The sequence below is a fragment of the Streptomyces sp. RLA131 genome, from assembly GCF_056270125.1.
Window position 1 is genome coordinate 5281949 of the sequence record NZ_JBWDOQ010000002.1, and the last position, 26842, is coordinate 5308790.

A 26842-nucleotide genomic window follows, 5' to 3' on the forward strand; every position below is an offset into this window, starting at 1 on the left:
GGCCGCAAAGGGTAGTTGAACTGCGCACGGAGCGGTATCGCTATGTGCTGAGATGATGCTGTGATCGACAAGACCATGTGCGGAACGGGGTGAATGCTGAATACTCGGCACGAGCCGGTCCGTATGTGTGAGCTGGAGGGGTCGGGCGTGAGCGTTGAGCCATCGGGTGGCGAAGAGCCCCGGAACCCTGCGGCACCGCACCAGCACGTCTGGCAGTCCAGCCCGCCAGGATCGATGTACGACTACATACGCGTCGCGTCCTTCTCCCTCGGCCCGGACGGGCATGTCGAGCAATGGAGCGAACGGGCCGAGGAGTTCTTCGGCATGCCGGCCGAGCAGGCCCTCGGCAAGGACCCGATCGAGGCCTTCGTACCGGCGGAGATCCACGACCGCGCGCACGACCGCGTCGCGCGGATACTCGACGGCCATGAGTGGATCGGCGTCGTCCCCTACCGTGACGCCACCGGCAAGGAGGGCCTCGCCGAGATCTATGTGATGCCCTCGGAAAGCCTGGCCGGCGGGCGCGGGGCGCTGTGCGTCGCGGTCGACGTGCACGTACTGCGCTCGATCGAGACCGATCTGGCGTCCTCGCAGGCGGTCTTCGGACAGTCGCCGATGGGCTTCGTCCTCTTCGGCTCCGACCTGAAGCTGCTGCGGGTCAACGAGAGCTTCGCCGCCACCTTCGGGCGCCCCGCCAAGGAGTACCGCGGCCGCACCCCGTACGACTTCCTCTCCCGGGTCGAGGGCGACCGGCTCACCGCCGCGCTGCGCCAGGTGCTGGAGAGCGGCGACCCGGTGCTCAACATGCCCCTGGTCGGTACGGTGCCGGGGGAGCGCGGCGAGCCGCCCGGCGGCCAGAACAGCCGGCGGCGCTGGTCGATGTCGCTGTACCGGCTGCACGGCGGGAGCGGCCGGCCGATCGGAGTGGCGGGCCTGGCACAGGATGTGACGGGCCGTCAGCGAGCCGAGCGGGAGGCCGCGCACACCCGGCGCAACCTCGCGCTGCTCAACGAGGCCGGCCGGCGGATCGGCAGCTCCCTCGACCTGGAGACCACCGCGCGCGAGCTCCTCGACGTCGCCGTGCCGCACTTCTGCGACCTGGCGTCGGTCGACCTGTACCAGTCCCTGCTGTCCGGCGAGGAGGGCCCGGTCGGCACCGCCGACGGCAGCGGCGAGATCCGCCGGGTGGCCTTCGCCAGCGCCGTGTCCGACGCCCCGGTCGGGCTGCTCCCGCCGGTCAAGGAGGGCGAGGACCCGCCGGCCTCCGCCGGGCCCGTCTCGGTCGGCGCGGTGCACCGCTACCCGTTCTCCTCGCCCTTCGCCAGCGCGCTGCGCACCGCCCAGACCCAGGTGCCCGAGCCCGACGAGGGCGACAGCTTCGTACAGTCCACGCTGGCGGTGCCGATGGTCGCCCGCGACACCGTGCTCGGCCTGGTGCAGTTCTCCCGGGCCAAGGGCAGCGAGCCCTTCAACGAACGCGACCGGATGATCGCCGAGGAGCTCGCCTCCCGGGCCGCGGTCTGTATCGACAACGCCCGCCTCTACCGCAGGGAGCATGAGCGGGCGCTGATACTCCAGCGCAGCCTGCTGCCGCCCGGCAACCCGGAGGCGGCCGGGCTGGACATCGCCTGCCGCTACCTCCCGGGCAACATGGAGACCGAGGTCGGCGGCGACTGGTTCGACGTCATAGAGCTCCCCGGCCACCGCACCGCCCTTGTCGTCGGTGACGTGATGGGACGCGGGCTGCGCGCCGCCGTCGCGATGGGCGAACTGCGCACGGCGGTAAGGACGCTGGCGCTGCTCGACCTCGAACCCGCGGATGTCCTCACCGCCCTGGACGAGGTCGCCCAGGGGCTCGGCGGCCCGGCCGAGGGCGGCAGCCGGCGGGCCCGCGACAAGACGGCCTCCGACCTGTCCGAGGTGTACCTCGCGACCTGCGTCTACGCCGTGTACGACGCCGTCACCCGCCGGGTGACCATCGCCAACGCCGGCCATCTCCCGCCGGTCATCGTCGAACCCGGCGAGCCCGCGCTGATGCTGGAGGTCCCGTCCGGTATGCCGCTGGGCGTCGGCGGCGAGCCCTTCGAGGAGGTCGACGTGGACCTGCCCGACGGCGCCCTGCTCGCCCTCTACACCGACGGCCTCGTAGAGTCCCGCAGCCACCCCCTGGACGAGGGCCTCACCGCCTTCCGGGCGGCCCTCGACGACCCCCAGCGCGCGCTGGAGGACGTCTGCGACCACATACTGGCCAGCCTCGACACGGCCCACGGCGAGGACGACATCGCCCTGCTGATGGCCCGCGTCCAGGGCCTCCCCGAGGACTCGGTCGGCGACTGGACGCTCGAACCCGACCCCAAGTCGGTCGCCCGGGCCCGCGAACTGGCCCGCGAGCGGCTGCTGTCATGGGGGCTGGACGCCCTGGTCGACACCACCGAGCTGCTGGTGAGCGAGCTGGTCACCAACGCCCTGCGGCACGGCAAGGGAGACATTCGGCTCCGGCTGCTCCGGGACCGCACCCTGGTCTGCGAGGTCTGGGACGACGCCCTCGTCCAGCCCCGCCGCCGCCGCGCCCGGGACACCGACGAGGGCGGCCGCGGCCTCCAGCTCGTCACCCTGCTCAGCTCCGCGTGGGGCTCCCGGCGTACGCACCGGGGCAAGACGGTGTGGTTCGAACTGGCCCTGCCCGGCGACGAGCCGACCCGCGAGATGTCGGCCGAGGAACTGCTCAGCCTGTTCTAGGGCGTGTGCCTGTCCGCGCCTGTCCGTGCCGTCCGTGCCGCCCGCGGCAGGCGCCCCGCGGCAGGCGCCCCGCGGTCAGCCGCGACGCCGGATGACGTTGCCCAGCCACACCAGCGGGTCGTACTTGCGGTCGGCGGCGCGTTCCTTGAGCGGGATGAGGGCGTTGTCGGTGATCTTGATCTGCTCGGGGCAGACCTCCGTACAGCACTTGGTGATGTTGCAGTAGCCCAGGCCGTGGTCGTCCTGCGCGGAGGACTTGCGGTCCAGCCCGTTGCCGGCCGCCGCGTCGAGCGGGTGCATGTCCAGCTCGGCGATCCGCATCAGGAAGCGCGGCCCGGCGAACGCGGCCTTGTTCTCCTCGTGGTCGCGGACGACATGGCAGGTGTCCTGGCACAGGAAGCACTCGATGCACTTGCGGAACTCCTGGGACCGGGCGACGTCCTCCTGCGCCATCCGGTACTCGCCCGGGGCGAGTCCGGCCGGCGGTACGAAGGCGGGGACCTCCCGCGCCTTGTCGTAGTTGAAGGACACATCGGTCACCAGGTCCCGTACGACGGGGAAGGCCCGCAGCGGCGTCACCGTGATGACCTCGTCCGGGCCGAAGACCGACATCCGGGTCATGCACATCAGCCGGGGGCGCCCGTTGACCTCCGCGCTGCACGAACCGCACTTGCCCGCCTTGCAGTTCCAGCGCACCGCCAGATCGCCCGCCTGGGTGGCCTGGATGCGGTGCACGATGTCCAGCACCACCTCGCCGTCATTGACCTCGACGTCGAAGTCCTTCAGGCCGCCGCCGTCCGGGTCACCGCGCCACACCCGGAACCGCGCTGTGTACGTGCTCACGCGTCCACCTCGCCGACCTCGTCGTCCGTCAGGTACTTGAGCAGCTCGTCCTTCTCGAACAGGGCCAGCAGGTCGTCCCGGATGGGCGGCATGTCCCTGCGTACGAGGGAGACCTGCCCGGAGCCGTCCGTCGTGTCGGAGAGCGTGAGGACCAGGTTGACCCGGCGCCAGCGCCGGTCCATCCCGGGGTGGTCGTCACGGGTGTGGCCGCCGCGCGACTCGGTGCGCTCCAGGGCGGCCCGGGCCACGCACTCGCTGACCAGCAGCATGTTCCGCAGGTCGAGCGAGAGGTGCCAGCCGGGGTTGAACTGGCGGTGCCCCTCGACCCCGGCCCGCTGCGCCCGCTGCCGCAGCCCCGCGAGGCGGCTGAGGGCCTCGCGCATCTCGTCGGCCCGCCGGATGATGCCGACCAGGTCGTTCATGGTCTGCTGGAGCTCCTGGTGGAGCGTGTACGGGTTCTCGGGTGCCGCAGCCGGGGCGTCCGGGGCGTCGGCCGCGCCCCCGGCGGCAGCCTCGGCGCTGAACGGCCGCAGCGCCTCGGCCGCGGCCTCGTCGATCTGTTCCTCGGAGATCGCCGGGAGGTCCCCGGTGAGCCCGGCGGCGTAGCGGGCGGCGTGCAGGCCGGCGCGGCGGCCGAAGACCAGCAGGTCGGACAGGGAGTTGCCGCCGAGCCGGTTGGAGCCGTGCATACCGCCGGCGACCTCCCCGGCCGCGTACAGCCCCGGGACGCCGGTGGCGGCGGCGGTGTCGGGCTCGACGTCGATGCCGCCCATCACGTAGTGGCAGGTGGGGCCGACCTCCATCGGCTCGGCGGTGATGTCGACGTCCGCCAGCTCCTTGAACTGGTGGTGCATCGACGGCAGCCGCCGCTTGATCTCCTCCGCCGGCAGCCGGGTCGACACATCGAGGAAGACCCCGCCGTGCGGAGTGCCCCGGCCCGCCTTCACCTCGGAGTTGATGGCCCGTGCCACCTCGTCGCGGGGCAGCAGCTCGGGCGGGCGGCGGTGCTTGTCGGGGTCGGCGTACCAGCCGTCCGCCTCCTCCTCGCTCTGCGCGTACTTCTCCTTGAAGACGTCCGGGATGTAGTCGAACATGAAGCGTTTGTCGTCGCTGTTGCGCAGCACCCCGCCGTCGCCGCGGACCGACTCGGTGACCAGGATGCCCTTCACCGACGGCGGCCAGACCATCCCGGTCGGGTGGAACTGCACGAACTCCATGTTGATCAGCGGCGCCCCGGCCAGCAGCGCCAGCGCGTGCCCGTCCCCGGTGTACTCCCACGAGTTGGACGTCACCTTGAAGGACTTGCCGATCCCGCCGGTCGCCAGCACCACGGCGGGCGCCCCGATGACGAAGAAGCGCCCGCTCTCGCGTACGTACCCGAAGACCCCGCTCACCCGGGGGCCGTCCTTGAGCACCCGGGTGACCGTGCACTCCTGGAAGACCTTCAGCCGGGCCTCGTAGTCGCCGTGCTCCGCGAAGTCCTCCTGCTGGAGCGAGACGATCTTCTGCTGGAGGGTCCGGATCAGCTCCAGGCCGGTCCGGTCGCCGACATGCGCCAGCCGGGGGTACTCGTGACCGCCGAAGTTGCGCTGCGAGATCCGGCCGTCCTTCGTCCGGTCGAAGAGCGCACCCCAGGTCTCCAGCTCCCACACCCGGTCCGGGGCCTCCCGGGCGTGCAGTTCGGCCATCCGCCACTGGTTGAGGAACTTGCCGCCGCGCATCGTGTCGCGGAAGTGCACCTGCCAGTTGTCCTGGCTGTTGGCGTTGCCCATGCTGGCCGCGATGCCGCCCTCGGCCATCACGGTGTGCGCCTTGCCGAACAGCGACTTGCAGATCACGGCCGTCCGCAGGCCCTGCTCCCGGGCCGCGATGGCCGCGCGCAGCCCGGCGCCGCCCGCGCCGATCACCACGACGTCGTACGTGTGCCGCTCGACCTGCGTCATGTCAGAAGAACCTCGGATCGTCGAATGCGCCGCTCGCGACGAGAAACACGTAGAAGTCGGCCACCGCCACGCTGATCAGTGACGCCCACGCCAGCTGCATGTGCCGGGCGTTCAGCTTCCCGATCCAGCCCCAGAGCCGGTAGCGGACCGGGTGCTTGGAGAAGTGCCGCAGCCGGCCGCCGACGATGTGCCGGCAGGAGTGGCAGGAGAAGGTGTACGCCCAGATCAGGACGATGTTGACCAGCAGGACGAGGGTGCCGAGCCCGGCGTGCCCCCAGTGGCCCCCGGTGTCGCGGAAGGCGAGCACGACGTCGTAGGTGAGGATCCCGGCCACCGGGACCGCGAAGTAGAAGAAGTAGCGGTGGATGTTCTGCAGGATCAGCGGGAAGCGGGTCTCGCCGCTGTACGTGGCGTGCGGCTCGGCCACCGCGCAGGCGGGCGGCGAGGCCCAGAAGCCCCGGTAGTACGCCTTGCGGTAGTAGTAGCACGTCAGCCGGAAGCCCAGCGGGAAGATCAGCACCAGCAGGGCGGGGGACAGCCCCCACCACGGGCCGAACAGCGGCCAGCGGGCGCCCAGCGGCATGTCCACGCAGTTGGTGCTCAGGCAGGGGGAGTAGAAGGGCGACACATACGGTTCGCTGTAGTAGTCGGCGTTGGCGAAGGCCCGCCACGTCGAGTACGCGACGAACGCCGCCAGCCCCAGCGCCGTCACCAGGGGCGGCACCCACCAGCGGTCCGTCCGCAGATGCCGGGCGGTGATCGCCGCGCGGCCCGCGGTCAGGACGCCTCGGCGCGGTGTCGCGCGCCCGGCGGTGGAATCGGTATCGGGTCGGGGTTCGGTTCCGGTGGCCAAGGGGTCACTCCTGGCAGTGGGCGTGCGGGTGGGGGCGAGCGACGAGGCCTCCGGCCGCCCGCTACGGCGCGTGCCCGTACGGCGACCCCAGTCCCTCCTCCTCCGCCCCCGACCACAGCTTCGGGTCGTACGGGGCGTCCGGGATCGTCACCATCTCCGGACGGCTCGCGGTGGAAGGACCGCCTTGCGGCGCGCTCTGCTGGAGCAGCGCGAGATCCTCACGCAGATGGTCCGTATCGGCACGTACGCGGCGCATGTCGACATTGCCGTCGCCGACATGCTGCTCCAGTTGGGACACGGCCCGGTTGAGATCATCGAGCCGACGCTGAACCGTTGACAGGTCGTCCTTCAAGGACATGGCTGCCCTCACCTCCGCCACTCTGCGGGTGCGCGACGCTGACGCCAGGAGAGGTGTTGCGCGTCACCGTCACGCTTGGGAAGAGATCTGCACCGATTCTCCCACGCACCCCCTGCCCCTGCCCGTGCCACACGCCGCCGTCCGGTGGACCGCACGGGGGGCCGCGCCGCGCTACGCCGGCCGGGTGGCGCCACGCGGCGCGCACGCCGTGTCGGCCCGCCGGCGTGCGCGCTGTCGCCTTCAGTAGGTGCGATAAACCGCAAATACCGCCAAGTGATCATGACCCCGCGCGCGGAGGTACGTCAGCATGGCCCGCAGCGTCACCCTCAACGGCACCGCCGTCGCCATCGCCACGGCCGCCGTACTCACCGTCACCGCCGGCTGCACCTCGGCCGGTGACGACTCCGGCACCGGCACCGATGTGGCGACCGCACCCCGGGACGCCGTACGGGACGGCGGTTCCCTGCGCTGGGCCGTCGACTCGGTACCGGCGACGCTGAACGCCTTCCAGGCGGGCGCCGACAGCACGACGGCCCTGGTCACCGGCGCCGTCCTGCCCACCCTCTTCCGGCTGGACGGCCGGGGCCGCCCGCAGCGGGACGCCGACTACCTGGAGTCGGCGGACGTGGTGGAGACCGCGCCCAAGCAGGTGGTGTCGTACCGGCTCAACCCCAAGGCACGCTGGAGCGACGGCCGCGCCGTCGGCGCCGAGGACTTCGCCGCCCAGTGGCGTGCACTGCGCGGCAAGGACGAGGCCTACTGGACGGCCCGCAACGCCGGCTACGACCGCATCGCCTCCGTCAAGCCGGGCAAGCCGGGCAAGGGTGCCGGGGAGCACGGGCCCCGCGAGGTCCGCGTCACCTTCACCGAGCCGTACGCCGACTGGCGCTCCCTCTTCACGCCCCTGTACCCCGCCACCGTCACCCGCACCGCCGCGGCGTTCAACACCTCCGCCCGCCGTGCCCTGCCCGTCTCCGCCGGGCCCTTCACCGTACGTACCGTCTCCGCGAAGGGCGGCACCGTCACGCTGACCCGCGATCCGGCCTGGTGGGGCGACCGGGCCAAGCTCGACAGCCTCGTACTGGCCGCGGTGCCCGGCGCCCGGCGGCCCGCCGCACTGGCCGCCGGGACGCTGGACGTGGCCGAGTTCGAACCGGCGTCGTACCCGGCCCTCAAGAAGCTGGCGGAGGCCGGAAAACCGAAGCTGGCCATCCACAAGACCGCCGGGGCCGCCTACTCGCAGCTCGCCCTCAACGGCGCCACGGGCCCGCTCGCCGACGAGCGGGTACGCCGCGCGGTGGCCCGCGCCATCGACCGCCGGGCCGTCGCGGACGCCGTCCTCAAACCGCTCGGCCTGCCCGCCGAACCGCTCGGCAACCACCTGCTGCTCGCCTCGCAGGAGGGCTACGCCGACCACAGCTCGGCCCTCGGAAAGGCCGACGCCGCCTCCGTGCAGGCCCAGCTCGCCGACGCGGGCTGGCGCCCCGCCAGGATCCAGCCGGCCGCCGACGCGGCGGCGCCGACCCTGCGCAACGCCAGGACCGGCAAGGCCCTGACCCTGCGGTTCGTCCTCCCGCGGTCCTCCCGGACCCTGGACCGGGTGGGCGTCCGGATCGCCCGCATGCTCGCCGCCATCGGCGTACGCACCGAGATCATCCGGGTCGCCGAGGACAGCTTCTTCCGCGACCACGTCGCCGCCGGCGACTTCGACCTGGCCCTCTACTCCTGGCCCGGCACCGCCTACCCCGCCACCGACGACCGGCCGATCTACGCCAAGCCCGAGCCCGCCGCCGACGGCACCCTCACCGTCGAGCAGAACTACGCCCGGGTCGGTACCGACCAGATCGACCAGCTGCTCGACCAGGCCGCCGGTGAGCTCGACACCGGTGCCGCCCGCGACCTCGCGGCCCGCGCCGACGCCAGGATCTGGGCCGCCGCCGGCTCCGTTCCCCTCTACCAGCGCCCCCAGCTCGTCGCGCTGCGTACCCCCGTCACCAACGCCGGCGCCTTCGGCTTCGCGACCCCGCGCTACCAGGACCTCGGCTTCCGCAAGGGGTAGCGCCGGCAGCGCGGCGACCGCGTCGGTTCACCGGGTCCGTGCGGTGGCCGCGGCCCGGTTCAGCCGGAGTGCGCGCCGGTCAGCCGCCGTGCCACCGCGACCCGGTCCAGGCCGGGCGCGGTGCGCTCGGCCGTGGCCAGCACCTTGTGTGCCTTCGCCGTCCGACCGCAGTACGCCAGCGCCACGGCCTGCGTGCACAGCGCCCGCGCCCGCGACACCGCGTCGGGCGCCACCGCGGCGGCGTACCCGGCCTGCTTGACCGCCTGCTGCGGCCACTGCTTCAGCAGCGAGTCGACGGCGCCCAGGTCGGTCATGCGCAGCACGACCGGCTGGATGTCCCGGAGCTGCCGCATCGTCGTCGCGAACTGCGGCAGCGCCTCCTGCGGCTGCCAGTGCCCGGCGGCCACCGCGTCGGCCATCGCCGCCGCGTACACCTGGAGCGCTCCCGCCTTCAGCTGCGGCTCCCGCGACCGCGAGTACAGCTCGTTCGCCTGCTCCGCCGCCTCCGCGAAGCGCCCCTCGGCGAGGGCCAGCGTGCACGCGGTCCCCAGCCACCGCTGGGTGCCGTCGTTCTCGCCGAGCGCCGCCCGCGCCGCCGTTGTCCGGCCGGCCAGCAGCTCCCGCGTCGCGGCCAGCACGGCCGGGCGGTACGTCCACTCCTCCAGCCGCTGTTCCTGCGTGCCGAACGGCAGCCGGAACAGCGTCCAGAACGCCGACATCGGGGTGAGCGGCTTCCCCACCAGCACCATGACGACCACGAACGCCACCCCGATGCCCAGCCGCGACGGGAACAGCAGCGCCGCCGTCACCGCCTCCACAACCAGGATCGCCACCATCGCCGACCACAGCCGCCACTTCCGCGGCCGTACCAGCAGCATGCAGGTGTTCAACGGCACGACCGGCAGCACCCGGAACACCAGCAGCCGCCCGGCGACCCGGGTCGACCCCAGCCATGTCCCGGCCCCGACCGACAGCGACACCGCCGATGTGCCGGCCCACCGGCACAGCGCCAGCGACAGCAGGACATGCAGTTGCAGCCCCAGGACCGCCCCGAGCAGAAAGGTGAACGGCCCGGCCGGTCCGCCCATGTGGATGCCCGTGACGCCCGCGTACACGCCGAACCCGGTGGCCGGGACGATGACGAGCAGCCGGGCGGGCGCGCGGCGCGGCTTCTTGACGGGCGCCAGGGCGCCCGACTCGCTGGATGACATGGACGGGATCATGGCAGAGAGGCGCCAGGGCGGAGACGCCGACCTCAGATGTTCGTCAAGTGCCCGGCCGCCCACAGTCCCGGGGGAGACCATGGGACCGACAACGGGAACATGGGGACACGGGGGAACCATGACGAGAACACGCTGGATCACGGCCGGCACGGCCGCACTCGTCCTGGCCGGCGGCGCCATCACCGCCTGCACGGTGACACAGGCGGGCGCCGGGGCGGAGGTGCCGCGGGCGGTCCGGGCGACCGCGGCGGAGAAGGCATGCGAGGGCGGTATGTACGCCTGGTTCAACGTCCGCCGGGACTGGGTGCTGACGGGGGTCGGCGACGTCGAGAAGGCCGGCAGGGGCAGCAGTGACCTCAAGGACGGCATCCACCGGCTCTACACGCCGCGGACGGCCGTGCGCAGCGAGGGGCCGGCGCTGAAGGGGAAGGACGTGCTGTGGTCCCTGGCCGTGCACATCGGCGAGGTCGACGCCGATGACGCGGGGAGCGTCGACTCGTACTTCACGCATGTGGGCCGCAAGGCACCAGCGATGGACGCCGGAGGCAGGGTCACGTTCGAGCACAGCGCGCGGGTCGTCCGGTACGCGCTGGTCAAGCAGGTCGACGCGGACTTCCGCTACTCCTGCTCCGGCGGCGGGAAGGCCACGACCGGCCACGCCGTCAGCTGGCTGGTGGACGGCCAGGGCGTCCTGGAGTGCTCGACACCGGTCGGTGAGAAGGCCCACAGTCCCGCCCGCGACGCGGCCCGCCTCGCCTGTGGCGCCGGTTCGGTGGCCGCGAAGGGTAGCGGAAAGGCCTGACGGCCGCCCGGCAGGACTGCCCGGGCGGCCGATCCCGCCCGGGCCCCGTACCATGGGGTGAGGCCGTGGCTTGACTCGCCCGGCGGGCAGGTGCGCCGATGAGGGCGCGCCGCCACCCACCAACCCGGGAGAAGCGCCGCAGTATGCCCACGCGCCACGACATTCGTAACGTCGCCATCGTCGCCCACGTCGACCACGGCAAGACGACCCTCGTCGACGCCATGCTGAAGCAGGCGGGTGCGTTCGCGGCCCATCAGCACCTCGACGACCGCATGATGGACAGCAATGACCTTGAGCGCGAGAAGGGCATCACCATTCTCGCGAAGAACACCGCCGTCAAGTACCACCCCAAGGGTGGCGGCGACCCGATCACCATCAACATCATCGACACCCCCGGCCACGCCGACTTCGGCGGTGAGGTCGAGCGCGGCCTGTCGATGGTCGACGCGGTCGTCCTGCTCGTCGACGCCTCCGAGGGCCCGCTCCCGCAGACCCGCTTCGTGCTCCGCAAGGCGCTCCAGGCGAAGATGCCGGTCATCCTCTGCATCAACAAGACGGACCGCCCGGACTCCCGGATCGCCGAGGTCGTCGACGAGACGTACGACCTGTTCCTGGACCTGGACGCGACCGAGGAGCAGATCGAGTTCCCGATCGTCTACGCCTGCGCCCGTGACGGCGTCGCGTCGCTGACCAAGCCGGAGGACGGCACCGTCCCGCCCGACAGCGACAGCCTGGAGCCGTTCTTCTCCACGATCCTGGACGCCGTCCCGGCCCCGGTCTACGACGACGCCGCGCCGCTGCAGGCGCATGTCACCAACCTGGACGCCGACAACTTCCTCGGGCGCATCGCGCTGCTCCGCGTCGAGCAGGGTCACCTGAAGAAGGGCCAGACCGTCGCGTGGATCAAGCGCGACGGCACGATCTCCAACGTCCGGCTCACCGAGCTGATGATGACCGAGGCCCTCACCCGCAGGCCCGTCGAGTCGGCCGGCCCCGGTGACATCTGCGCCGTCGCCGGTATTCCGGAGATCATGATCGGCGAGACGCTGGCCGACCCGGAGAACCCGATCGCGCTGCCGCTGATCTCGGTCGACGAGCCCGCGATCTCCATGACCATCGGCACCAACACCTCGCCGCTGGTCGGCAAGGGCGGCAAGGGCCACAAGGTCACCGCCCGCCTGGTGAAGGACCGCCTGGAGCGCGAGCTGGTCGGTAACGTCTCGCTGCGTGTCCTGCCGACCGAGCGCCCCGACGCCTGGGAGGTCCAGGGCCGTGGTGAGCTGGCGCTGGCGATCCTGATCGAGACCATGCGCCGGGAGGGCTTCGAGCTGACCGTCGGCAAGCCGCAGGTGGTCGTCAAGCAGGTCGACGGCAAGACGCACGAGCCGATCGAGCGCATGACGATCGACTCCCCCGAGGAGTACCTCGGCCCGATCACCCAGCTGATGGCGACCCGCAAGGGCCGCATGGAGACGATGACCAACCACGGCTCCGGCTGGATCCGCATGGAGTGGATCGTGCCGTCGCGCGGTCTCATCGGCTTCCGTACCGAGTTCCTGACCCAGACCCGTGGCACGGGTATCGCGCACTCCATCTTCGAGGGCCACGAGCCGTGGTTCGGCGAGCTGCGCACCCGTAACAACGGCTCGCTGGTGGCGGACCGCTCCGGCGTCGTGACCCCGTTCGCGATGATCAACCTCCAGGAGCGCGGCGTGATCTTCGTCGAGCCCACCACCGAGGTCTACGAGGGCATGATCATCGGTGAGAACTCGCGTTCCGACGACATGGACGTGAACATCACCAAGGAGAAGAAGCTCACCAACATGCGCGCCGCCTCGGCCGACAACACCGAGAACGTCGTGCCGCCGCGCAAGCTCTCGCTGGAGCAGTCGCTGGAGTTCTGCCGCGACGACGAGTGCATCGAGGTGACCCCGGAGACCGTACGCATCCGCAAGGTCGTCCTGGACCAGAAGGAGCGCGGCCGCGCCGCCTCGCGCGCCAAGCGCTGAGGCACCGCCGCGCACGCGGTTCCACGAAGGGCCTGCTGCTCGCCTCGGCGAGCGGCAGGCCCTTTCCCGTGCCCGTTGCCGACTGCCGCTTTCGGGGTCGATCGGGGTCGATCGGGGTCGATCGGGCAACGGTGGGGATAACCCTCGATGCACTGAGGAGGGCGGACATGGGAAGCTGGGGCTCAGAGTCCCCTGGGTCTTGTGCCGATGATCGCCTTGAGTTAAGGGCATTCTGGCGCCGCCGCGAAAGTCACTCACAGTGACGGATTTCGGGTCGTTGTGGGGCTCTCGGATCCACCTGTCCGTTCTGGATGGAAGCGATCACGTCTGTGACGCGACGCGCGTAGCTCTTTTACGCGAGACGCGGCGGTTCGGCAACCCCCTTTCCAGAGCCCCGTGTCCGGATAGCGGACAGCCATCTTCGGAAGTTGTGTTAAGAGTCCGTTTCGCGGCTGTCTGTCTACGTTCTGAATGTCCGAATTGTGGGACAACTTCTCTCTCGATGTGATCAAAGCGAGACCGTTTGGATGTGGTTCAGACGCTGAATGTGCCCGATAGTTGGACGCGTTGAGCTCGGGTTAATGGGTCACAGCGCTTTTGGGGAGCGCCGACTCACGGGCATAGGCAGCCGGTTCCGCTTTCAGGGGTGTCAGCGGAGTGCCGGCACCTTTCACGTACTGACAGTGACTCCTGAGGAGGGGAACCCATGCGCGGTGCCAAGAGCGCCAAGTGGGTCATAGGTGCGACTGTTGTCGCCCTGGCCGCCACTGCTTGTGGTGGGGACAAGGACAGCGGCAGTGACGCCGCTGCCAAGTGGGACCCGAAGGGCGTGGTGAAGTTCGCGTCGGGTGAACCGCAGAACAGCCTGCTGCCGACCAACACCCAGGAGACCTACGGCTCCGACGTGCTGAAGACGGTCTTCTCCGAGCTGGTGAGCTACACCAGCGACGGCAAGATCAAGATGCGGAACGCGGAGTCCATCACCACCACGGACTCCAAGAACTTCACCATCAAGCTGAAGGCCGGCTGGAAGTTCCACAACGGCGAGGCGGTGACCGCCAAGTCCTACGTCGACGCGTGGAACTGGGGCGCCGACTCCAAGAACGCCCAGCTCAACTCCACGTGGTTCTCGGACATCAAGGGCTACGCCGATGTCCACCCGGAGAAGGGCAAGCCGAAGGCGTCCACCATGTCCGGCCTGAAGGTCGTGGACGACAACACCTTCACCGTCGAGCTGTCGACGACGCTGCCGTACTTCGAGTACAAGCTCGCCTACAACGCCTTCGCCCCGATGCCCGCGGCGTTCTACAAGGACACCAAGGCCTTCGGCGAGGCGCCGATCGGCAACGGTCCCTACAAGTTCGTCAAGTGGGACCACAAGAAGGTCATCAAGGTCGCCAAGTTCGCCGGCTACAAGGGCGACAACAAGGCCGAGAACGGCGGTGTGGACTTCGTCAACTACACCACCCCCGACGCGGCCTACCAGGACCTGCAGTCCGACAACGTGGACGTTGTCGACCAGATCCCGACCGCCGACCTGGCGAACTACCAGGACGACCTGGGCAAGCGCGCCGTGAACCAGCCGTTCTCGGCCATCTCGACCATCGCGATCGCCTACTACACCAAGCAGTGGAAGGACATCGACCCCAAGGTCATCCAGGGTCTGTCCATGGCGATCGACCGCAACACCATCACCAAGACGGTGCTGAACGGTCTGCGCACCCCGGCCACCGGCTGGGTCGCCAAGGGCGTCCTGGGCTTCAAGCCCAACGCCGCCGGTGACATCACCACGTACGACCCGGCCAAGGCCAAGGCCCTCATCAAGGAGGGTGGCGGCGTCCCGGGCAACAAGATCTACATCCAGTACAACACCGACGGCGGCCACAAGGACTGGGTCGACGCGGTCTGCAACAGCATCCGCAAGGCCACCGGTGTGGACTGCGTCGGCGACGCCAAGGCCGACTTCCAGGCCGACCTGAAGGCGCGCGACGCCAAGCAGGTCAAGTCGATCTACCGCTCCGGCTGGGTGCTCGACTACCCGGTCAACGCCAACTTCCTCCGTGACCTGTACGGCACGGGCGTCGCGGGCAACTCCGGCGGCTACTCGAACAAGGACTTCGACGCGCTGGTGAAGAAGGCTGACGCGGCCAAGTCGCTGGACGAGTCGGTCAAGCTCTACCAGCAGGCCGAGCAGTCGCTCGTCACCAACATGCCCTCCATCCCGCTCTGGTACTACAACGTCAACGGTGGCTACTCCAACAACGTGAGCACCGGCGACTTCGGTCAGGACGGCACGCCGATCCTCACCACCATCAAGGTGAAGCAGAAGTAGTTCCACAACTCGATCCGGCAGGTGCCGCCGCGAGGCGCACCCCGGTGCAGGTGACAGCCGGCGGGGGAGGCCTGGTCCATACGGTCCAGGTCCCTCCGTCGGCTGCCGTTGCGATTGACATGGAGGCACGATGGGGCGCTACGTCGCACGACGACTGCTCCAGATGATCCCGGTATTCCTGGGAACCACGCTGCTGATCTTCCTCATGGTGTACGCCCTGCCAGGTGACCCCATCAGAGCGCTCTGGGGAGACAAGGCTGCGGATCCGGTGGCACTGGCCGCCCTCCGCCACAAGTACGGGCTCGACCTGCCCATGTGGCACCAGTACTGGAACTACCTCGTGCGTCTGCTGCACGGCAATTTCGGTACCACCTTCAGTGACCGGCCGGTCAGCCAGGCCATGGGTATCGCCTTCCCGGTGACGATCCGCCTCACACTCGTGGCGTTCCTCATCGAGATGATCCTCGGCATCGGCCTGGGCCTGCTGGCGGGCATGCGGGCCGGGCGTGCCGCCGACACCATCGTGCTCATCTTCACCCTGCTGGTGATCTCGGTGCCGGTGTTCGTGCTGGCCTTCGTGCTCCGGCAGGTCTTCGCCACCGAACTGGGCCTGGTGACACCAACGGTCCAGAACTCGGAGGACTTCAGCCAACTCCTGCTGCCAGGTTTCGTCCTGGCGTCGGCGTCGCTCGCGTATGTCGCCCGGCTCACCCGCACCACCGTCGCGGAGAACCTGCGCGCCGACTACCTGCGCACCGCCGTGGCCAAGGGCCTGCCCCGCCGCCGGGTCGTGGGCGTCCACCTCATGCGCAACTCCCTCATCCCGGTCGTCACCTTCCTCGGCACCGACCTCGGCGCCCTGATGGGCGGCGCGATCATCACCGAGGGCATCTTCAACATCCAGGGCGTCGGCCTGCTGCTCTACCAGGGCCTCCAGCGCCGAGAGGGAGCGACGGTCGTCGGTGTCGCGACGGTCCTCGTCCTCGTCTACCTCGCCACCAGCCTGATCGTCGACCTGCTCTACGCGGTCCTGGACCCGAGGATCCGGTATGCCTGAGACCATCACCGCCGCCGACGCCCCCGGCGCACCGACCCCGCCCGTGGAGATCACGGACGGCATACCCGTCAAGCAGGAGAAGGCGCGGAGCCTGTGGTCCGACGCCTGGCACGACCTGCGGCGCAACCCGATCTTCGTGATCTCCAGTGTGCTGATCCTGGTCATCCTCCTGGTCGCCGTCGCGCCCGGTCTGTTCACCAGCGTCTCGCCGCGTGACGGCGACCTGGTGCACCACTTCCTCAGCGATCCGAAGCTGACCCACTTCTTCAAGGCCGACTGGTTCGGCTACGACAACCAGGGCCGCAGCATCTACTCACGTACCGTCTACGGCGCCCGCGCCTCGGTGGTCGTGGGTGTCCTGGTGACGCTGTTCAGCACCGTGGTCGGCGGTCTGGTGGGCATGCTGGCCGGCTACTTCGGCGGCTGGATCGACGCGGTCCTGTCCCGGCTGGTCGACGTGTTCTTCGGTATCCCGTTCCTGCTCGGCAGCATGGTGGTGCTCAACGCGTTCACCACCCGCTCGCCGCTGATCGTGTCGCTGTCACTGGCCTTCCTGGGCTGGACCCAGACCGCCCGTGTGATGCGCGGCTCGGTGATCTCCATCAAGCAGGCCGACTACGTGCACGCCGCCCAGGCACTCGGCGCCAGCACCCCGCGGATCCTGTTCCGGCACATCCTGCCGAACGCCATCGCCCCGGTGATCGTCGTGTCGACCATCGCGCTCGGTGCCTACATCTCGGCCGAGGCCACCCTGTCCTTCCTGGGCATCGGTCTGCAGGACCCGACGGTGTCGTGGGGCATCGACATCTCGTCCGCCACGGCCGTGATCCGCAACGACCCGCATGTGCTGTTCTTCCCCGCGGGCGCTCTGAGCATCACCGTCCTGGCCTTCATCATGCTCGGCGACGCGGTGCGCGACGCCCTCGACCCCAAGCTCCGCTGAGGAGGGCGTACGTGACCATCATCGACCAGACAGCAGGCGTTCCGGCGCCCCGCGAGCCCGAGGACGCCCCCGGCGTCCCGCTGCTCGAAGTCCGCGACCTGCACGTGGAGTTCCACACGCGTGACGGCGTCGCCAAGGCCGTCAACGGCGTGAACTACTCGGTGAACGCCGGCGAGACCCTCGCGGTTCTCGGCGAGTCGGGCTCGGGCAAGTCCGTGACCGCCCAGGCCGTCATGGGCATCCTCGACATGCCGCCCGGCAGGATCCCGCAGGGCGAGATCCTCTTCCGCGGCCAGGACATGCTGAAGATGTCCGGCGAGGAGCGCCGCAGGCTCCGCGGCCGGAAGATCGCCATGATCTTCCAGGACGCGCTCTCCTCCCTCAACCCCGTACTCAGCGTCGGCTACCAGCTCGGCGAGATGTTCCGGGTCCACCAGGGCATGAGCAAGAAGGACGCCAAGGCCAAGTCCATCGAGCTGATGGACCGGGTCCGCATCCCGGCGGCCAAGGAGCGGGTCGGCGACTTCCCGCACCAGTTCTCCGGCGGTATGCGCCAGCGCATCATGATCGCGATGGCGCTGGCCCTGGAGCCGGACCTGATCATCGCCGACGAACCGACCACCGCCCTGGACGTCACCGTCCAGGCCCAGGTCATGGACCTGCTCGCCGAGCTTCAGCGCGAGTACAACATGGGCCTGATCCTCATCACCCACGACCTGGGTGTGGTCGCCGACGTCGCCGACAAGATCGCGGTGATGTACGCGGGCCGGATCGTCGAGACCGCCCCCGTGCACGAGATCTACAAGCGGCCGGCGCATCCGTACACCAAGGGCCTGCTGCGGTCGATCCCGCGCCTGGACCACAAGGGCCAGGAGCTCTACGCCATCAAGGGCCTGCCGCCCAACCTGCTGCGCATCCCGCCCGGCTGCGCCTTCAACCCGCGCTGCGAGATGGCGCAGGACATCTGCCGCACCGAGGTGCCGACGCTGCTCCAGGTGACCGAGCGGGACGGCGCCGAGCTGGCGGGACGCGGCAGCGCCTGCCACTTCTGGAAGGAGACGATCCATGGCTGAGCTCAGCAAGAACGACGAGACCGCAGCCGAGGTCGTCGAGGCGGCCATCGCCGAGCCGGTCGGCCGCGGCGAGCCGATCCTGCAGGTCCGCGGGCTGGTCAAGCACTTCCCGCTGACCCAGGGCATCGTGTTCAAGCGGCAGATCGGCGCGGTCAAGGCGGTCGACGGCGTCGACTTCGACCTCTTCCAGGGCGAGACGCTGGGCATCGTCGGCGAGTCCGGCTGCGGCAAGTCCACGGTCGCCAGGCTCCTGATGAACCTGGAGCGGGCCACCGCCGGCCAGGTCTTCTACAAGGGCCAGGACATCACCCGGCTCTCCGGCCGTGCCCTCAAGGCCGTGCGGCGCAACATCCAGATGGTGTTCCAGGACCCGTACACCTCCCTGAACCCCCGGATGACCGTCGGCGACATCATCGGCGAGACCTTCGACATCCACCCCGAGGTCGCGCCCAAGGGCGAGCGCCGCAAGAAGGTCCAGGACCTGCTGGACGTGGTCGGGCTCAACCCCGAGTACATCAACCGCTACCCGCACCAGTTCTCCGGCGGCCAGCGCCAGCGCATCGGCATCGCGCGCGGCCTCGCCCTCAACCCGGAGATCATCATCTGCGACGAGCCGGTCTCGGCGCTGGACGTCTCGGTGCAGGCGCAGGTCATCAACCTGATGGAGAAGCTGCAGGACGAGTTCGACCTGTCCTACATCTTCATCGCGCACGACCTGTCCATCGTCCGGCACATCTCCGACCGGGTCGGGGTGATGTACCTCGGCAAGATCGCCGAGATCGGCACCGACACCGAGATCTACGAGCACCCGACGCACCCCTACACCCAGGCGCTGCTGTCGGCCGTCCCGGTCCCCGACCCCGAGGCCCGCGAGCACCGCGAGCGGATCATCCTCACCGGCGACGTGCCCTCCCCGGCCAACCCGCCGTCGGGCTGTCGCTTCCGCACCCGCTGCTGGAAGGCCCAGGACAAGTGCGCCACGGAGGAGCCGCTGCTCGCCGTCCCGGAGCGCTTCGTCTCGTCCGACTCGCCGGTCGCGCACCAGTCCGCGTGCCACTTCGCCGAGGAGAAGGACGTCGTCGGCGCCGCCTAGCAGACGGTCGGTCATACGAGTCGACGCGAGGGCGTCCCCGGTTCTGGAACCGGGGACGCCCTCGCGTCCGTTCGGGACCGTACTCGTCGCGACGCGACCGCGGGGCCGGGCAACGACAGCGTGGCCCCCGTCGACGTGGGCCGGGCCGTGAACATCAGGCCACCGAGGTGGTCTGATGCCATATGTGCCAGGGCCGGGCGTCGGGGCGGTGGCCTGCGTGGAGGAGGGCGGCAGCCATGGGGTGGTTGTCCGTGTCGACGTCGGAGAGGAGGGCGTGGAAGCCGCGTCGGCGCGCGGCGAGGTGAGCCGCGCGCAGCAGGTCGTGGATGTGGCCGCGGCCCCGGTGGGCAGGGAGTACGGCGATGTGGGCGATGGTGCCGACGCCGGGTTCGTCGAAGGCGCTGAGGGCGAGGCAGCCGACGGGGCGTCCATCGCGATCCTCGGCCAGGAGCCAGCAGTCGCGGTCGGCAGTGGGGTCGTACCAGGCCATGAGCGGCGCGATGGCACCTCCCTGGGCGCGGAGTCGACGGTCGAGAACACCCGGCTGGGCGGCTGTCATCACGTGGGCGAACCGGTCCTGGCCGACCTCGGCCAGGGTGCGGAAGGTCAGGTGGGCAGGGGCGGGGAGGGGCTGTCCGTCGTCGCTCCACCAGTAGCCCTGCTTCTCCTGGAAGAGGGTGAAGCCGCAGTCCGTGGCCATGGCGAGGCGGTCGGGGATGTGCGGGTGGACCTCGGAGTGGTGCCGCAGGTCCAGGACCTCAACCGGCGCCAGCGAGCTGACGCCGGCGCGGATGACCGCGCGGGCGGCATCGGTGCGGCCCGGTTCCCACCACAGGCCCACGAGCATGCGGGCGCCGGGAGCGGGAGCGAGGTCGGGCGGGGCTTCGGTCATGGCGACGCGGGCCCGTACGGTGCCGTACTCCTCGGCTGTCCAGCAGGCGGGAGGCGGCGGGCAGAGGTGGGCGTACCCCTCGGTGACGCGGGGGTCTGCGGAGGAGATGTTCACGAGGTTGCGAAGCTATCGCCCGGCGAGGCGGCCGGCAACGGAATTCGCCGGCGCCCGCCGGACCATCAGCCGTCATGAACCTCCGTCGACTCAGGCTCCGCCAACCCGCTCCGCGGGCTCCGTACCGTCGTCCAGGCGCTTCAGGAAGTGCACGTCGCTGTGGCCACCCGGCAGGCCTTCGGTGCGGCCGGTCTCCACGTAGCCTTGGCGCCGGTAGAAGCCGGGTGCCTGGAAGGTCATCGAGGAGACGATCATCCGGGTGCAGCCGCGCCGCCGGGCCTCGTCCTCGGCGGCGCGCAGCAGGCGGCTGCCCCAGCCTTCGTGGCGGCGGCCGTCGCGTACCCAGAGCAATTCGATGCCGCCGCACCCGCCCCAGGTCCAGCCGGTGAGGCCGGCGACCAGTGAGGTGTCCGGGTCGGTGACGCGGACCGAGAGAGCCGCCTGGTCGTCGGCGCCGGTGGCGCGGATGTTGAAGCGGGTCAACTCTTCGCCAAGGGTTGCCGAGAGTTCCTGATCGCCCGCGCCGACGTGGAGAGTTGCTTCCGTATGCTGTCGCGTTGTCATGGCTCCGTTGTATCCGCACCCCGAGGGGACCGCACGAACATGGCCGAGCCCGTGCTCAACCCGCCGATCGAGCCGTACGAGCACGGGATGCTCGACGTCGGTGACGGCAACCTCGTCTACTGGGAGGTCTGCGGCAACCCGGAGGGCAGGCCGGCGCTGGTGGTGCACGGTGGCCCCGGGTCGGGGTGCTCGGTCGGAGCGCGCCGCTCCGCTGACCCGGAGCGGTACCGGGTGGTCCTCTTCGACCAGCGCGGATGCGGACGAAGTACGCCGCACGCCGGCGACCCGGCGACGGACATGAGCCACAACACCACCTGGCACCTGGTCGCCGACATGGAGCGGTTGCGCGAGCACCTGGGCATCGAGCGCTGGCTGCTGTTCGGCGGCTCGTGGGGTTCGACGCTCGTACTCGCCTACGCGCAGCGCCACCCGGACCGGGTGACGGAGATCGTCATCCCCTCCGTCACCACGACGCGCCGTTCGGAGATCGACTGGCTGTACCGGGGCGCCAGGCGTTTCTTCCCCGAGGAGTGGGACCGCTTCCGGGCCGGAGTGCCCGAGGCGGACCGGGACGGGGATCTGGTGGCGGCGTACGCGCGCCTGATGGAGCATCCGGACCAGGAGGTACGGGAGAAGGCCGCGAACGACTGGTGCGCCTGGGAGGACGCTGTCCTGTCGCTGGAGCCGAACGGCAGATCCGACGTCTTCGGTGGCCGTCCGTCGGCCGCTCGCCTGGCGTTGGTCCGGATCATCACCCACTACTTCGCCAACGCCGCCTGGCTGGAGGAAGGCGTGCTGCTCCGGGAGGCGGGGCGGCTGGCCGGAATCCCCGGTGTCCTGGTCCACGGCCGGCTCGACATGAGCTGCCCCCTCGACACCGCCTGGGACCTCGCGCGCGCCTGGCCGGACGCCCGGCTGGTCACGGTCGACGACTCCGGTCACAAGGGCAGCGACGGGATGCGGGACGCGCTGCGCGACGCGATCGAGGCGTTCGCCGATCGGTGAGACGGCCGGGCGCGCGACGCGCCGGGGTCCCCGGGGCGCGTGCCCCGGGGACCCCGGCGGTCATGAACCGCTTACTTGGTGAAGCCGATGTCCTGGTAGCGCAGGTCCGCGAAGCCGTAGGCACCGATGTTGGCCAGCGTCTTCTTGACGGCGTAGATGTCGGGGCGCTGGTAGAGCGGCAGCAGGCTGGCCTGCTTCCAGATCAGCACGTCGGCCGCGTTGGTGTCGGTGACGGCCTGGGCCGGGTCGGTGTCGGCCGCGGCCTTGTCCATCGCGGCGTCGAGTTCGGTGCTGCCCACGCCGGTGTAGTTCTGCTGGATGTTGGAGCCCTTGGGCTTCGCGTAGATCGACTTGTTCGAAGAGGTCGGGAACGGGGTGCCCAGCCACGAGAAGACGGTCAGGTCGAAGTTGCCGGGGGTGACGTACTTGTCGAAGAACTCCTGCAGCGGCACCGACTTGATGTTCAGCTTGATTCCCACGGCCTTGAGCATCGGCTGCATGAGCTTGGCCTCGTTGGCCGAGGTGCTGACGGCGGCCGGGATGACGAGGTTGAGCTCCAGCGTCTTGCCGGCCTTCTTCCGGTAGTCGCCGGACAGTTTCCAGCCGGCGGCCTCCAGCGACGCCTTCGCCTTGTCCGGGTCGTACGTGCCGTACTCGCCGGCGTTGTTCTGGTAACCCTTCTGGTTGGTGACGTAGTAGTGGTTGTTCAGGGGCTTGGACGTCCAGTCCAGACCCTGCAGGTCGGAGTCGGCGATGGCCTGGCGGTTGAGCGCCTGGGCGACCGCGAGCCGCACGTTGACGTCCTTGAGCGCTCCGCTGGTGCCGTTCATGGTGACGTGGCGGAAGTTCGGGCCGGCGGCCTTGCGGATGTCGGCGCCCTTGACGTCCTTGGCCTGCTTGTAGGCGGCCGAGTCGGGGCCGACGCTGAAGAAGTCGACCTCACCGTTGGCGAAGGCTCCGGCGGTGGCGTCGGAGTCCAGGGAACGGTAGATGATCTTGTCGAGGAGTGCCTTGTCACCCCACCAGCTGCTGTCCCGGACGACGGTGAGGGTCTTCGCGGTCTTGTCGATCTCCATGAACTTGAACGGGCCGGCGGTGACCGGGATCTTGCCCAGGTAGCCGGTGTTGAAGCCCTCCGGCGTGCCGGTCACCGAGGCCGGGTAGAGGTTGGTGAAGAGGCTCTTCCAGTCACCGAAGGGGCTGGAGAAGGTGATGACCACCTCCTGGTCGCTCTTGCCCTTGGCGACGCTCTTGATGAGCTCGTAGCCGGTGCTGGAGGAGATCTTGTACTTGGGGTTCTTGCCGTTCAGCGCCGTCCACTGGGCCGCGAAGTCCTTGTAGGAGATCGCCGTTCCGTCGGACCACTTGGCCTTCGGGTTGATCTCGTACGTGACGACCTGCTTGCCGGAGCTGTCGTCCACCTTGGCGGAGGTCAGATAGTCCGGGTCGGGAGTGACGTTGCCCGCGGCGTCCGACTTCATGATGATCGGCAGCAGCGACTTCTCCACATCCAAGCCGTCGGAGAGCGTGCCGTCGATCTCGTTGTAGTTGAAGTTCTCGGCGATCTCGCCGATCGGGAAGTTGAGCGTGCCGCCGGTCTTCAGATCGGCCCGGTCCGTCGCGTTGATGTCGTTCACGCTGGACTTGGGCACCGAGTTCTTCTTGGCGCCGGCGTCGTCCCCGTCCCCGCCACCGCACGCGGACAGGGTCAGTGCGCCGGTCGCGACGAGCGCGGCGAGGGCGAGGGGCTTACGGGTTCTCTTCAAGGGACTCTCCTCGTACGAGTGGCTGGGAACGGGGCGGGGGGCCTGCGGAGATGCGTGGATCCGGGCCTCAGACCACGGCCGCGGCCGCGGCGAAGTGGCAGGCCGCGGTGTGGTCGTCGGCCAGCTCACGGGTGCCGGGATCCTCGTCGCGGCAGCGGCTCTGCTCCGCTTCGCCGAGGGCGGCGAACTTCGGGCAGCGGTTACGGAAGCGGCAGCCGGTCGGCACGTCGGCCGGGCTCGGCAGGTCGCCGGTGAGCAGGATCCGCCTGCGCTCGCGTTCCTTGTGCGGATCCGGGATGGGGACGGCCGACAGCAGGGCCTGGGTGTACGGATGGGAGGGAGCGCTGAAGACCGCTTCGGCGGAGCCGAGTTCGACGATCCGTCCGAGGTACATGACGGCGATCCGGTCGGCGATGTGCCGTACGACGGACAGGTCGTGCGCCACGAAGAGGTAGCTCAGCCCCATCCGGGACTTGAGCTCGTCCAGCAGGTTGAGCACGCCCGCCTGGATGGAGACGTCCAGCGCCGACACCGGCTCGTCGAGGACGATCAGCTTCGGTTCCAGGGCGAGGGCGCGGGCGATGCTGATGCGCTGCCGCTGACCGCCGGAGAACTCCGCCGGGTAGCGGTCGACGTGGTCGGGGTCGAGACCGACCTGGTTCAGCAGTTCGGGCACCCGCGCGTCGATCCGGTCCCGGGTCCAGCCGTGGGTCCTCAGTGGTTCGGCGAGGATGTCGCCGACCGGCATCCGGGGATCCAGGGCGGCCATCGGATCCTGGAACACCACCTGGAGGTCCTTGCGCAGTGCCTTGCGGTCCGGGCCCTTGAGACCCCGGATGTCCCTGCCGAACACCGAGACCGTGCCGGCCTGACCCGACGGCAGGTCGAGGATCTCCAGCAGGGTGGTGGTCTTGCCGCAGCCCGACTCGCCGACCAGGCCGAGGGTCTCGCCCTCGCGGATGTCGAAACCGATGCCGTCCACCGCCCGTACGGTGCCGACCCGGCGCTTGAAGACCGCGCCCTTCAGCAGCGGGAAGTGCTTGACCAGCCCGTCGATCTCCAGGACGGTCGCCCGCCGCTCCCGTGGCAGGAGCTGTTCCACCGGAGCTTCGGGCAGCTCCGGGACCGGGTAGATCTCCGCCGGGACGAGCGGGCCGCCGTCCTCCAGTTCATGGCTGCGGTGACAGGCCGTCGGATGCGTGCCGGTTCCCCGTACGAGCAGCTCCGGCTCGACCTCGCGGCACAGGTCCACCGCGACCGGGCAGCGTGCCGCGAAGGGGCAGCCGAGCGGGAGGTCCACCAGCGAGGGCGGGTTGCCGTCGATGGGGGTGAGAGCGTGCCGCCGGCCGTCGTCGAGCCGGGGGATCGAGCCCAGCAGGCCGATGGTGTACGGCATCCGGGGCGCGTAGTACACGTCGTCCACGCTGCCGGTCTCCACCGGCCGGCCCGCGTACATCACCTGGACGCGGTCGGCGAATCCGGCCACCACCCCCAGGTCGTGGGTGATCATGACGATGGCGGCGCCGGTGACCTGCTGGGCCTTCCGCAGCACGTCCAGGATCTGCGCCTGGATGGTGACGTCCAGGGCGGTGGTCGGCTCGTCGGCGATGATGACGGCCGGGTCGTTGGCGATCGCCATGGCGATCATCGCCCGCTGCCGCATGCCGCCGGAGAACTCGTGCGGGAAGGCGTCCACACGGCGGCCGGGGTCGGGGATGCCGACCAGTTCCAGCAGCTCGACGGCGCGCCTGCGGGCAGCGGCCTTGTCCAGGTCCTGATGGATCCGCAGTGCCTCGACGATCTGGACACCGACCGAGTAGACCGGGGTGAGCGCCGACAGCGGGTCCTGGAACACCATGGCGATGTCCTTGCCCCGGATCCTGGTCATCGCGCGGTCGTTCAGCCCCAGCAGTTCACGGCCGTGCAGCTTCACCGAGCCCTTGACGTCCGCCGTGTCCGGCAGCAGTCCCAGGACCGCCAGCGAGGAGACGGATTTGCCGGAGCCCGACTCGCCGACGATGCCGAGGACTTCCCCGGGACGTACGGAGAAGGAGACTCCGCGCACCGCGGGGACCGTTCCGGCCTCGCTCGGGAAGGAGACATGGAGGTCGGTGACCTCCAGAGCGGGGATGTCGGTGGTCACGACGCGAGTCCTTCTTCGGTCTTGGCGGAGGTGCGGGACGTGCGGGACGCACGGGGCTTACGGGCCTTGGCGCGGCTGGAGCCGGGGTCGAGGGCGTCCCGCAGCCCGTCGCCGATGAAGGCGATGGACAGACAGATCAGCACCAGAGCGCCGGCCGGGAAGTAGAACAGCCAGGGGAAGGAGGGCGCGGCCGGCGTGCCGGTGGCGATCACCGTGCCGAGCGAGACGTCCGGGGACTGCACGCCGAAACCGAAGTACGACAGGCTCGTCTCACCGATGATCGCGGTACCGACCTGGATGGTCGCGTCGATGATCAGCATCGAGGCCATCGACGGCAGGATGTGCCGGAAGATGATGACGGGCGCCGGGACGCCCATGTACTTGGCGGCCTTGACGAACTCACGGTCCTTGAGGGTGAGCGTCATGCTGCGTACCACCCGACCGGTGATCATCCAGCTGAACGCCGCGAGGAGCACCACGAACAGCAGCCAGGTGGTGCCCTGGAAGAGTGGGGAGAGCACCGCGATGATCAGGAAGTTGGGCATCACCAGGAGCAGGTCGACGACCCACATCAGGGAACGGTCGGTCCAGCCGCCGAAGTAGCCGGCGCTCGCGCCGACCGCCGCTGCCACGACGGTGCAGATCAGGCCGGTCAGGATGCCGATGACCAGTGACTTCTGCATGCCTCGGGCGGTCATGGCGAAGAGGTCGGAGCCGGTCTGGTCGGTGCCGAACCAGTGGGCGGCCGAGGGCGGCTTCTGGAAGGCGTTGAAGTCCAGGTCCGTGTAGCTCCACTGGTAGAACAGCGGCACCACATAGGCCATCAGGAACAGCACGACGAGCATGAACAGCCCGAAGAGCGCGGTGCGGTTGCGGGCGAAACGTACGGCGGTGAGCCGGGCGCGGCCGCTGCTGCGGCGGCGCCCGGCTGGCCGGTCGGTGACCGGGGCGGTCTGGGCCGGCGGTTGGGCGGAGGGAAACTGGACAGCCATGGGAGGGCTCCTGGAGGCGCGTGACGACGACGGCGGAGG

General features: G+C 69.9%; 20 protein-coding genes. 10 read left to right on the forward strand and 10 right to left on the reverse strand.

Going from position 1 to position 26842, the window contains the following annotated elements:
• Positions 1 to 123: 123 nt before the first annotated feature.
• On the forward strand, positions 124 to 2739 hold the full coding sequence (locus tag RWE79_RS25050; RefSeq protein ID WP_475942306.1) for a SpoIIE family protein phosphatase: 2616 nt from the start codon (positions 124 to 126) through the stop codon (positions 2737 to 2739).
• Between the two features lie 75 nt (positions 2740 to 2814).
• Here RWE79_RS25050 and RWE79_RS25055 read toward each other — a convergent pair whose 3' ends face one another.
• The 4 genes from RWE79_RS25055 to RWE79_RS25070 form a co-directional block, all read right to left on the reverse strand.
• Positions 2815 to 3582: a succinate dehydrogenase/fumarate reductase iron-sulfur subunit gene (locus RWE79_RS25055; RefSeq protein ID WP_475942307.1), complete on the reverse strand. Its 768-nt coding sequence runs from the start codon at positions 3580 to 3582 to the stop codon at positions 2815 to 2817.
• On the reverse strand, positions 3579 to 5525 hold the full coding sequence (locus RWE79_RS25060) for a fumarate reductase/succinate dehydrogenase flavoprotein subunit (protein ID WP_475942308.1): 1947 nt from the start codon (positions 5523 to 5525) through the stop codon (positions 3579 to 3581). Before RWE79_RS25060 ends, RWE79_RS25055 begins: the two co-directional genes overlap by 4 nt.
• A gap of 1 nt (position 5526) precedes the next feature.
• On the reverse strand, positions 5527 to 6378 hold the full coding sequence (locus tag RWE79_RS25065; protein WP_475942309.1) for a hypothetical protein: 852 nt from the start codon (positions 6376 to 6378) through the stop codon (positions 5527 to 5529).
• 61 nt (positions 6379 to 6439) lie between these two features.
• Positions 6440 to 6736: a hypothetical protein gene (locus RWE79_RS25070; protein ID WP_475942310.1), complete on the reverse strand. Its 297-nt coding sequence runs from the start codon at positions 6734 to 6736 to the stop codon at positions 6440 to 6442.
• Between the two features lie 307 nt (positions 6737 to 7043).
• Here RWE79_RS25070 and RWE79_RS25075 point away from each other — a divergent pair, with 307 nt between their 5' ends.
• Entirely contained in the window at positions 7044 to 8795 is a 1752-nt protein-coding gene (locus tag RWE79_RS25075; RefSeq protein ID WP_475942311.1) for an ABC transporter family substrate-binding protein, read from the forward strand.
• Positions 8796 to 8854: 59 nt separating this feature from the next.
• Here the strand turns inward: RWE79_RS25075 and RWE79_RS25080 are convergent, their stop codons facing one another.
• Positions 8855 to 10006 (reverse strand): hypothetical protein, encoded by a 1152-nt coding sequence (locus tag RWE79_RS25080; RefSeq protein WP_475942312.1) that lies wholly within the window; start codon positions 10004 to 10006, stop codon positions 8855 to 8857.
• Positions 10007 to 10136: 130 nt separating this feature from the next.
• Here RWE79_RS25080 and RWE79_RS25085 point away from each other — a divergent pair, with 130 nt between their 5' ends.
• The 7 genes from RWE79_RS25085 to RWE79_RS25115 all read left to right on the forward strand — a co-directional run bounded on the left by RWE79_RS25085 (position 10137) and on the right by RWE79_RS25115 (position 19327).
• Positions 10137 to 10820: a hypothetical protein gene (locus tag RWE79_RS25085; protein ID WP_475942313.1), complete on the forward strand. Its 684-nt coding sequence runs from the start codon at positions 10137 to 10139 to the stop codon at positions 10818 to 10820.
• Between the two features lie 143 nt (positions 10821 to 10963).
• Complete coding sequence (typA, locus tag RWE79_RS25090) at positions 10964 to 12829, forward strand: translational GTPase TypA (RefSeq protein ID WP_475942314.1); 1866 nt, start codon at positions 10964 to 10966, stop codon at positions 12827 to 12829.
• Positions 12830 to 13535: 706 nt separating this feature from the next.
• Entirely contained in the window at positions 13536 to 15161 is a 1626-nt protein-coding gene (locus RWE79_RS25095) for a peptide ABC transporter substrate-binding protein (RefSeq protein ID WP_475942315.1), read from the forward strand.
• 130 nt (positions 15162 to 15291) lie between these two features.
• Positions 15292 to 16218, forward strand: a complete 927-nt coding sequence (locus RWE79_RS25100; RefSeq protein WP_475942316.1) for an ABC transporter permease — start codon at positions 15292 to 15294, stop codon at positions 16216 to 16218.
• Positions 16211 to 17161, forward strand: a complete 951-nt coding sequence (locus RWE79_RS25105; protein ID WP_475942317.1) for an ABC transporter permease — start codon at positions 16211 to 16213, stop codon at positions 17159 to 17161. The genes RWE79_RS25100 and RWE79_RS25105 overlap by 8 nt, the downstream gene beginning before the upstream one ends.
• 11 nt (positions 17162 to 17172) lie before the next feature.
• Positions 17173 to 18234, forward strand: coding sequence for an ABC transporter ATP-binding protein (locus RWE79_RS25110; RefSeq protein WP_475942318.1), 1062 nt, complete (start codon positions 17173 to 17175; stop codon positions 18232 to 18234).
• On the forward strand, positions 18227 to 19327 hold the full coding sequence (locus RWE79_RS25115) for an ABC transporter ATP-binding protein (RefSeq protein ID WP_475942319.1): 1101 nt from the start codon (positions 18227 to 18229) through the stop codon (positions 19325 to 19327). The genes RWE79_RS25110 and RWE79_RS25115 overlap by 8 nt, the downstream gene beginning before the upstream one ends.
• 154 nt (positions 19328 to 19481) lie before the next feature.
• Here RWE79_RS25115 and RWE79_RS25120 read toward each other — a convergent pair whose 3' ends face one another.
• Both RWE79_RS25120 and RWE79_RS25125 read right to left on the reverse strand, forming a co-directional pair.
• Positions 19482 to 20333 (reverse strand): GNAT family N-acetyltransferase, encoded by an 852-nt coding sequence (locus RWE79_RS25120; protein ID WP_475942320.1) that lies wholly within the window; start codon positions 20331 to 20333, stop codon positions 19482 to 19484.
• 90 nt (positions 20334 to 20423) lie between these two features.
• The gene (locus RWE79_RS25125; RefSeq protein ID WP_475942321.1) at positions 20424 to 20897 is read right to left on the reverse strand and encodes a GNAT family N-acetyltransferase; all 474 of its coding nucleotides are present in this window, start codon (positions 20895 to 20897) and stop codon (positions 20424 to 20426) included.
• Positions 20898 to 20936: 39 nt separating this feature from the next.
• Here RWE79_RS25125 and pip point away from each other — a divergent pair, with 39 nt between their 5' ends.
• Complete coding sequence (pip, locus tag RWE79_RS25130) at positions 20937 to 21902, forward strand: prolyl aminopeptidase (protein ID WP_475942322.1); 966 nt, start codon at positions 20937 to 20939, stop codon at positions 21900 to 21902.
• A 71-nt stretch (positions 21903 to 21973) separates the two neighbouring features.
• On the opposite strand, the gene RWE79_RS25135 is transcribed toward pip, so the two are convergent.
• The 3 genes from RWE79_RS25135 to RWE79_RS25145 all read right to left on the reverse strand — a co-directional run bounded on the left by RWE79_RS25135 (position 21974) and on the right by RWE79_RS25145 (position 26803).
• Complete coding sequence (locus RWE79_RS25135; protein ID WP_475942323.1) at positions 21974 to 23668, reverse strand: ABC transporter family substrate-binding protein; 1695 nt, start codon at positions 23666 to 23668, stop codon at positions 21974 to 21976.
• 67 nt (positions 23669 to 23735) lie between these two features.
• Positions 23736 to 25811: an ABC transporter ATP-binding protein gene (locus tag RWE79_RS25140; protein WP_475942324.1), complete on the reverse strand. Its 2076-nt coding sequence runs from the start codon at positions 25809 to 25811 to the stop codon at positions 23736 to 23738.
• On the reverse strand, positions 25808 to 26803 hold the full coding sequence (locus tag RWE79_RS25145; RefSeq protein WP_475942325.1) for an ABC transporter permease: 996 nt from the start codon (positions 26801 to 26803) through the stop codon (positions 25808 to 25810). Before RWE79_RS25145 ends, RWE79_RS25140 begins: the two co-directional genes overlap by 4 nt.
• Positions 26804 to 26842: the final 39 nt, after the last annotated feature.

Bases quoted from the DNA above. Each gene is read 5' to 3' on its own strand.
- RWE79_RS25080 (WP_475942312.1), bottom strand. From the start codon at position 10,006: ATGTCATCCAGCGAGTCGGGCGCCCTGGCGCCCGTCAAGAAGCCGCGC.
- RWE79_RS25100 (WP_475942316.1), top strand. From the start codon at position 15,292: ATGGGGCGCTACGTCGCACGACGACTGCTCCAGATGATCCCGGTATTC.
- RWE79_RS25070 (WP_475942310.1), bottom strand. From the start codon at position 6,736: ATGTCCTTGAAGGACGACCTGTCAACGGTTCAGCGTCGGCTCGATGAT.
- RWE79_RS25125 (WP_475942321.1), bottom strand. From the start codon at position 20,897: ATGACAACGCGACAGCATACGGAAGCAACTCTCCACGTCGGCGCGGGC.
- typA (WP_475942314.1), top strand. From the start codon at position 10,964: ATGCCCACGCGCCACGACATTCGTAACGTCGCCATCGTCGCCCACGTC.
- RWE79_RS25095 (WP_475942315.1), top strand. From the start codon at position 13,536: ATGCGCGGTGCCAAGAGCGCCAAGTGGGTCATAGGTGCGACTGTTGTC.
- RWE79_RS25075 (WP_475942311.1), top strand. From the start codon at position 7,044: ATGGCCCGCAGCGTCACCCTCAACGGCACCGCCGTCGCCATCGCCACG.
- RWE79_RS25105 (WP_475942317.1), top strand. From the start codon at position 16,211: ATGCCTGAGACCATCACCGCCGCCGACGCCCCCGGCGCACCGACCCCG.
- RWE79_RS25060 (WP_475942308.1), bottom strand. From the start codon at position 5,525: ATGACGCAGGTCGAGCGGCACACGTACGACGTCGTGGTGATCGGCGCG.
- RWE79_RS25145 (WP_475942325.1), bottom strand. From the start codon at position 26,803: ATGGCTGTCCAGTTTCCCTCCGCCCAACCGCCGGCCCAGACCGCCCCG.
- pip (WP_475942322.1), top strand. From the start codon at position 20,937: ATGGCCGAGCCCGTGCTCAACCCGCCGATCGAGCCGTACGAGCACGGG.
- RWE79_RS25115 (WP_475942319.1), top strand. From the start codon at position 18,227: ATGGCTGAGCTCAGCAAGAACGACGAGACCGCAGCCGAGGTCGTCGAG.
- RWE79_RS25085 (WP_475942313.1), top strand. From the start codon at position 10,137: ATGACGAGAACACGCTGGATCACGGCCGGCACGGCCGCACTCGTCCTG.
- RWE79_RS25050 (WP_475942306.1), top strand. From the start codon at position 124: ATGTGTGAGCTGGAGGGGTCGGGCGTGAGCGTTGAGCCATCGGGTGGC.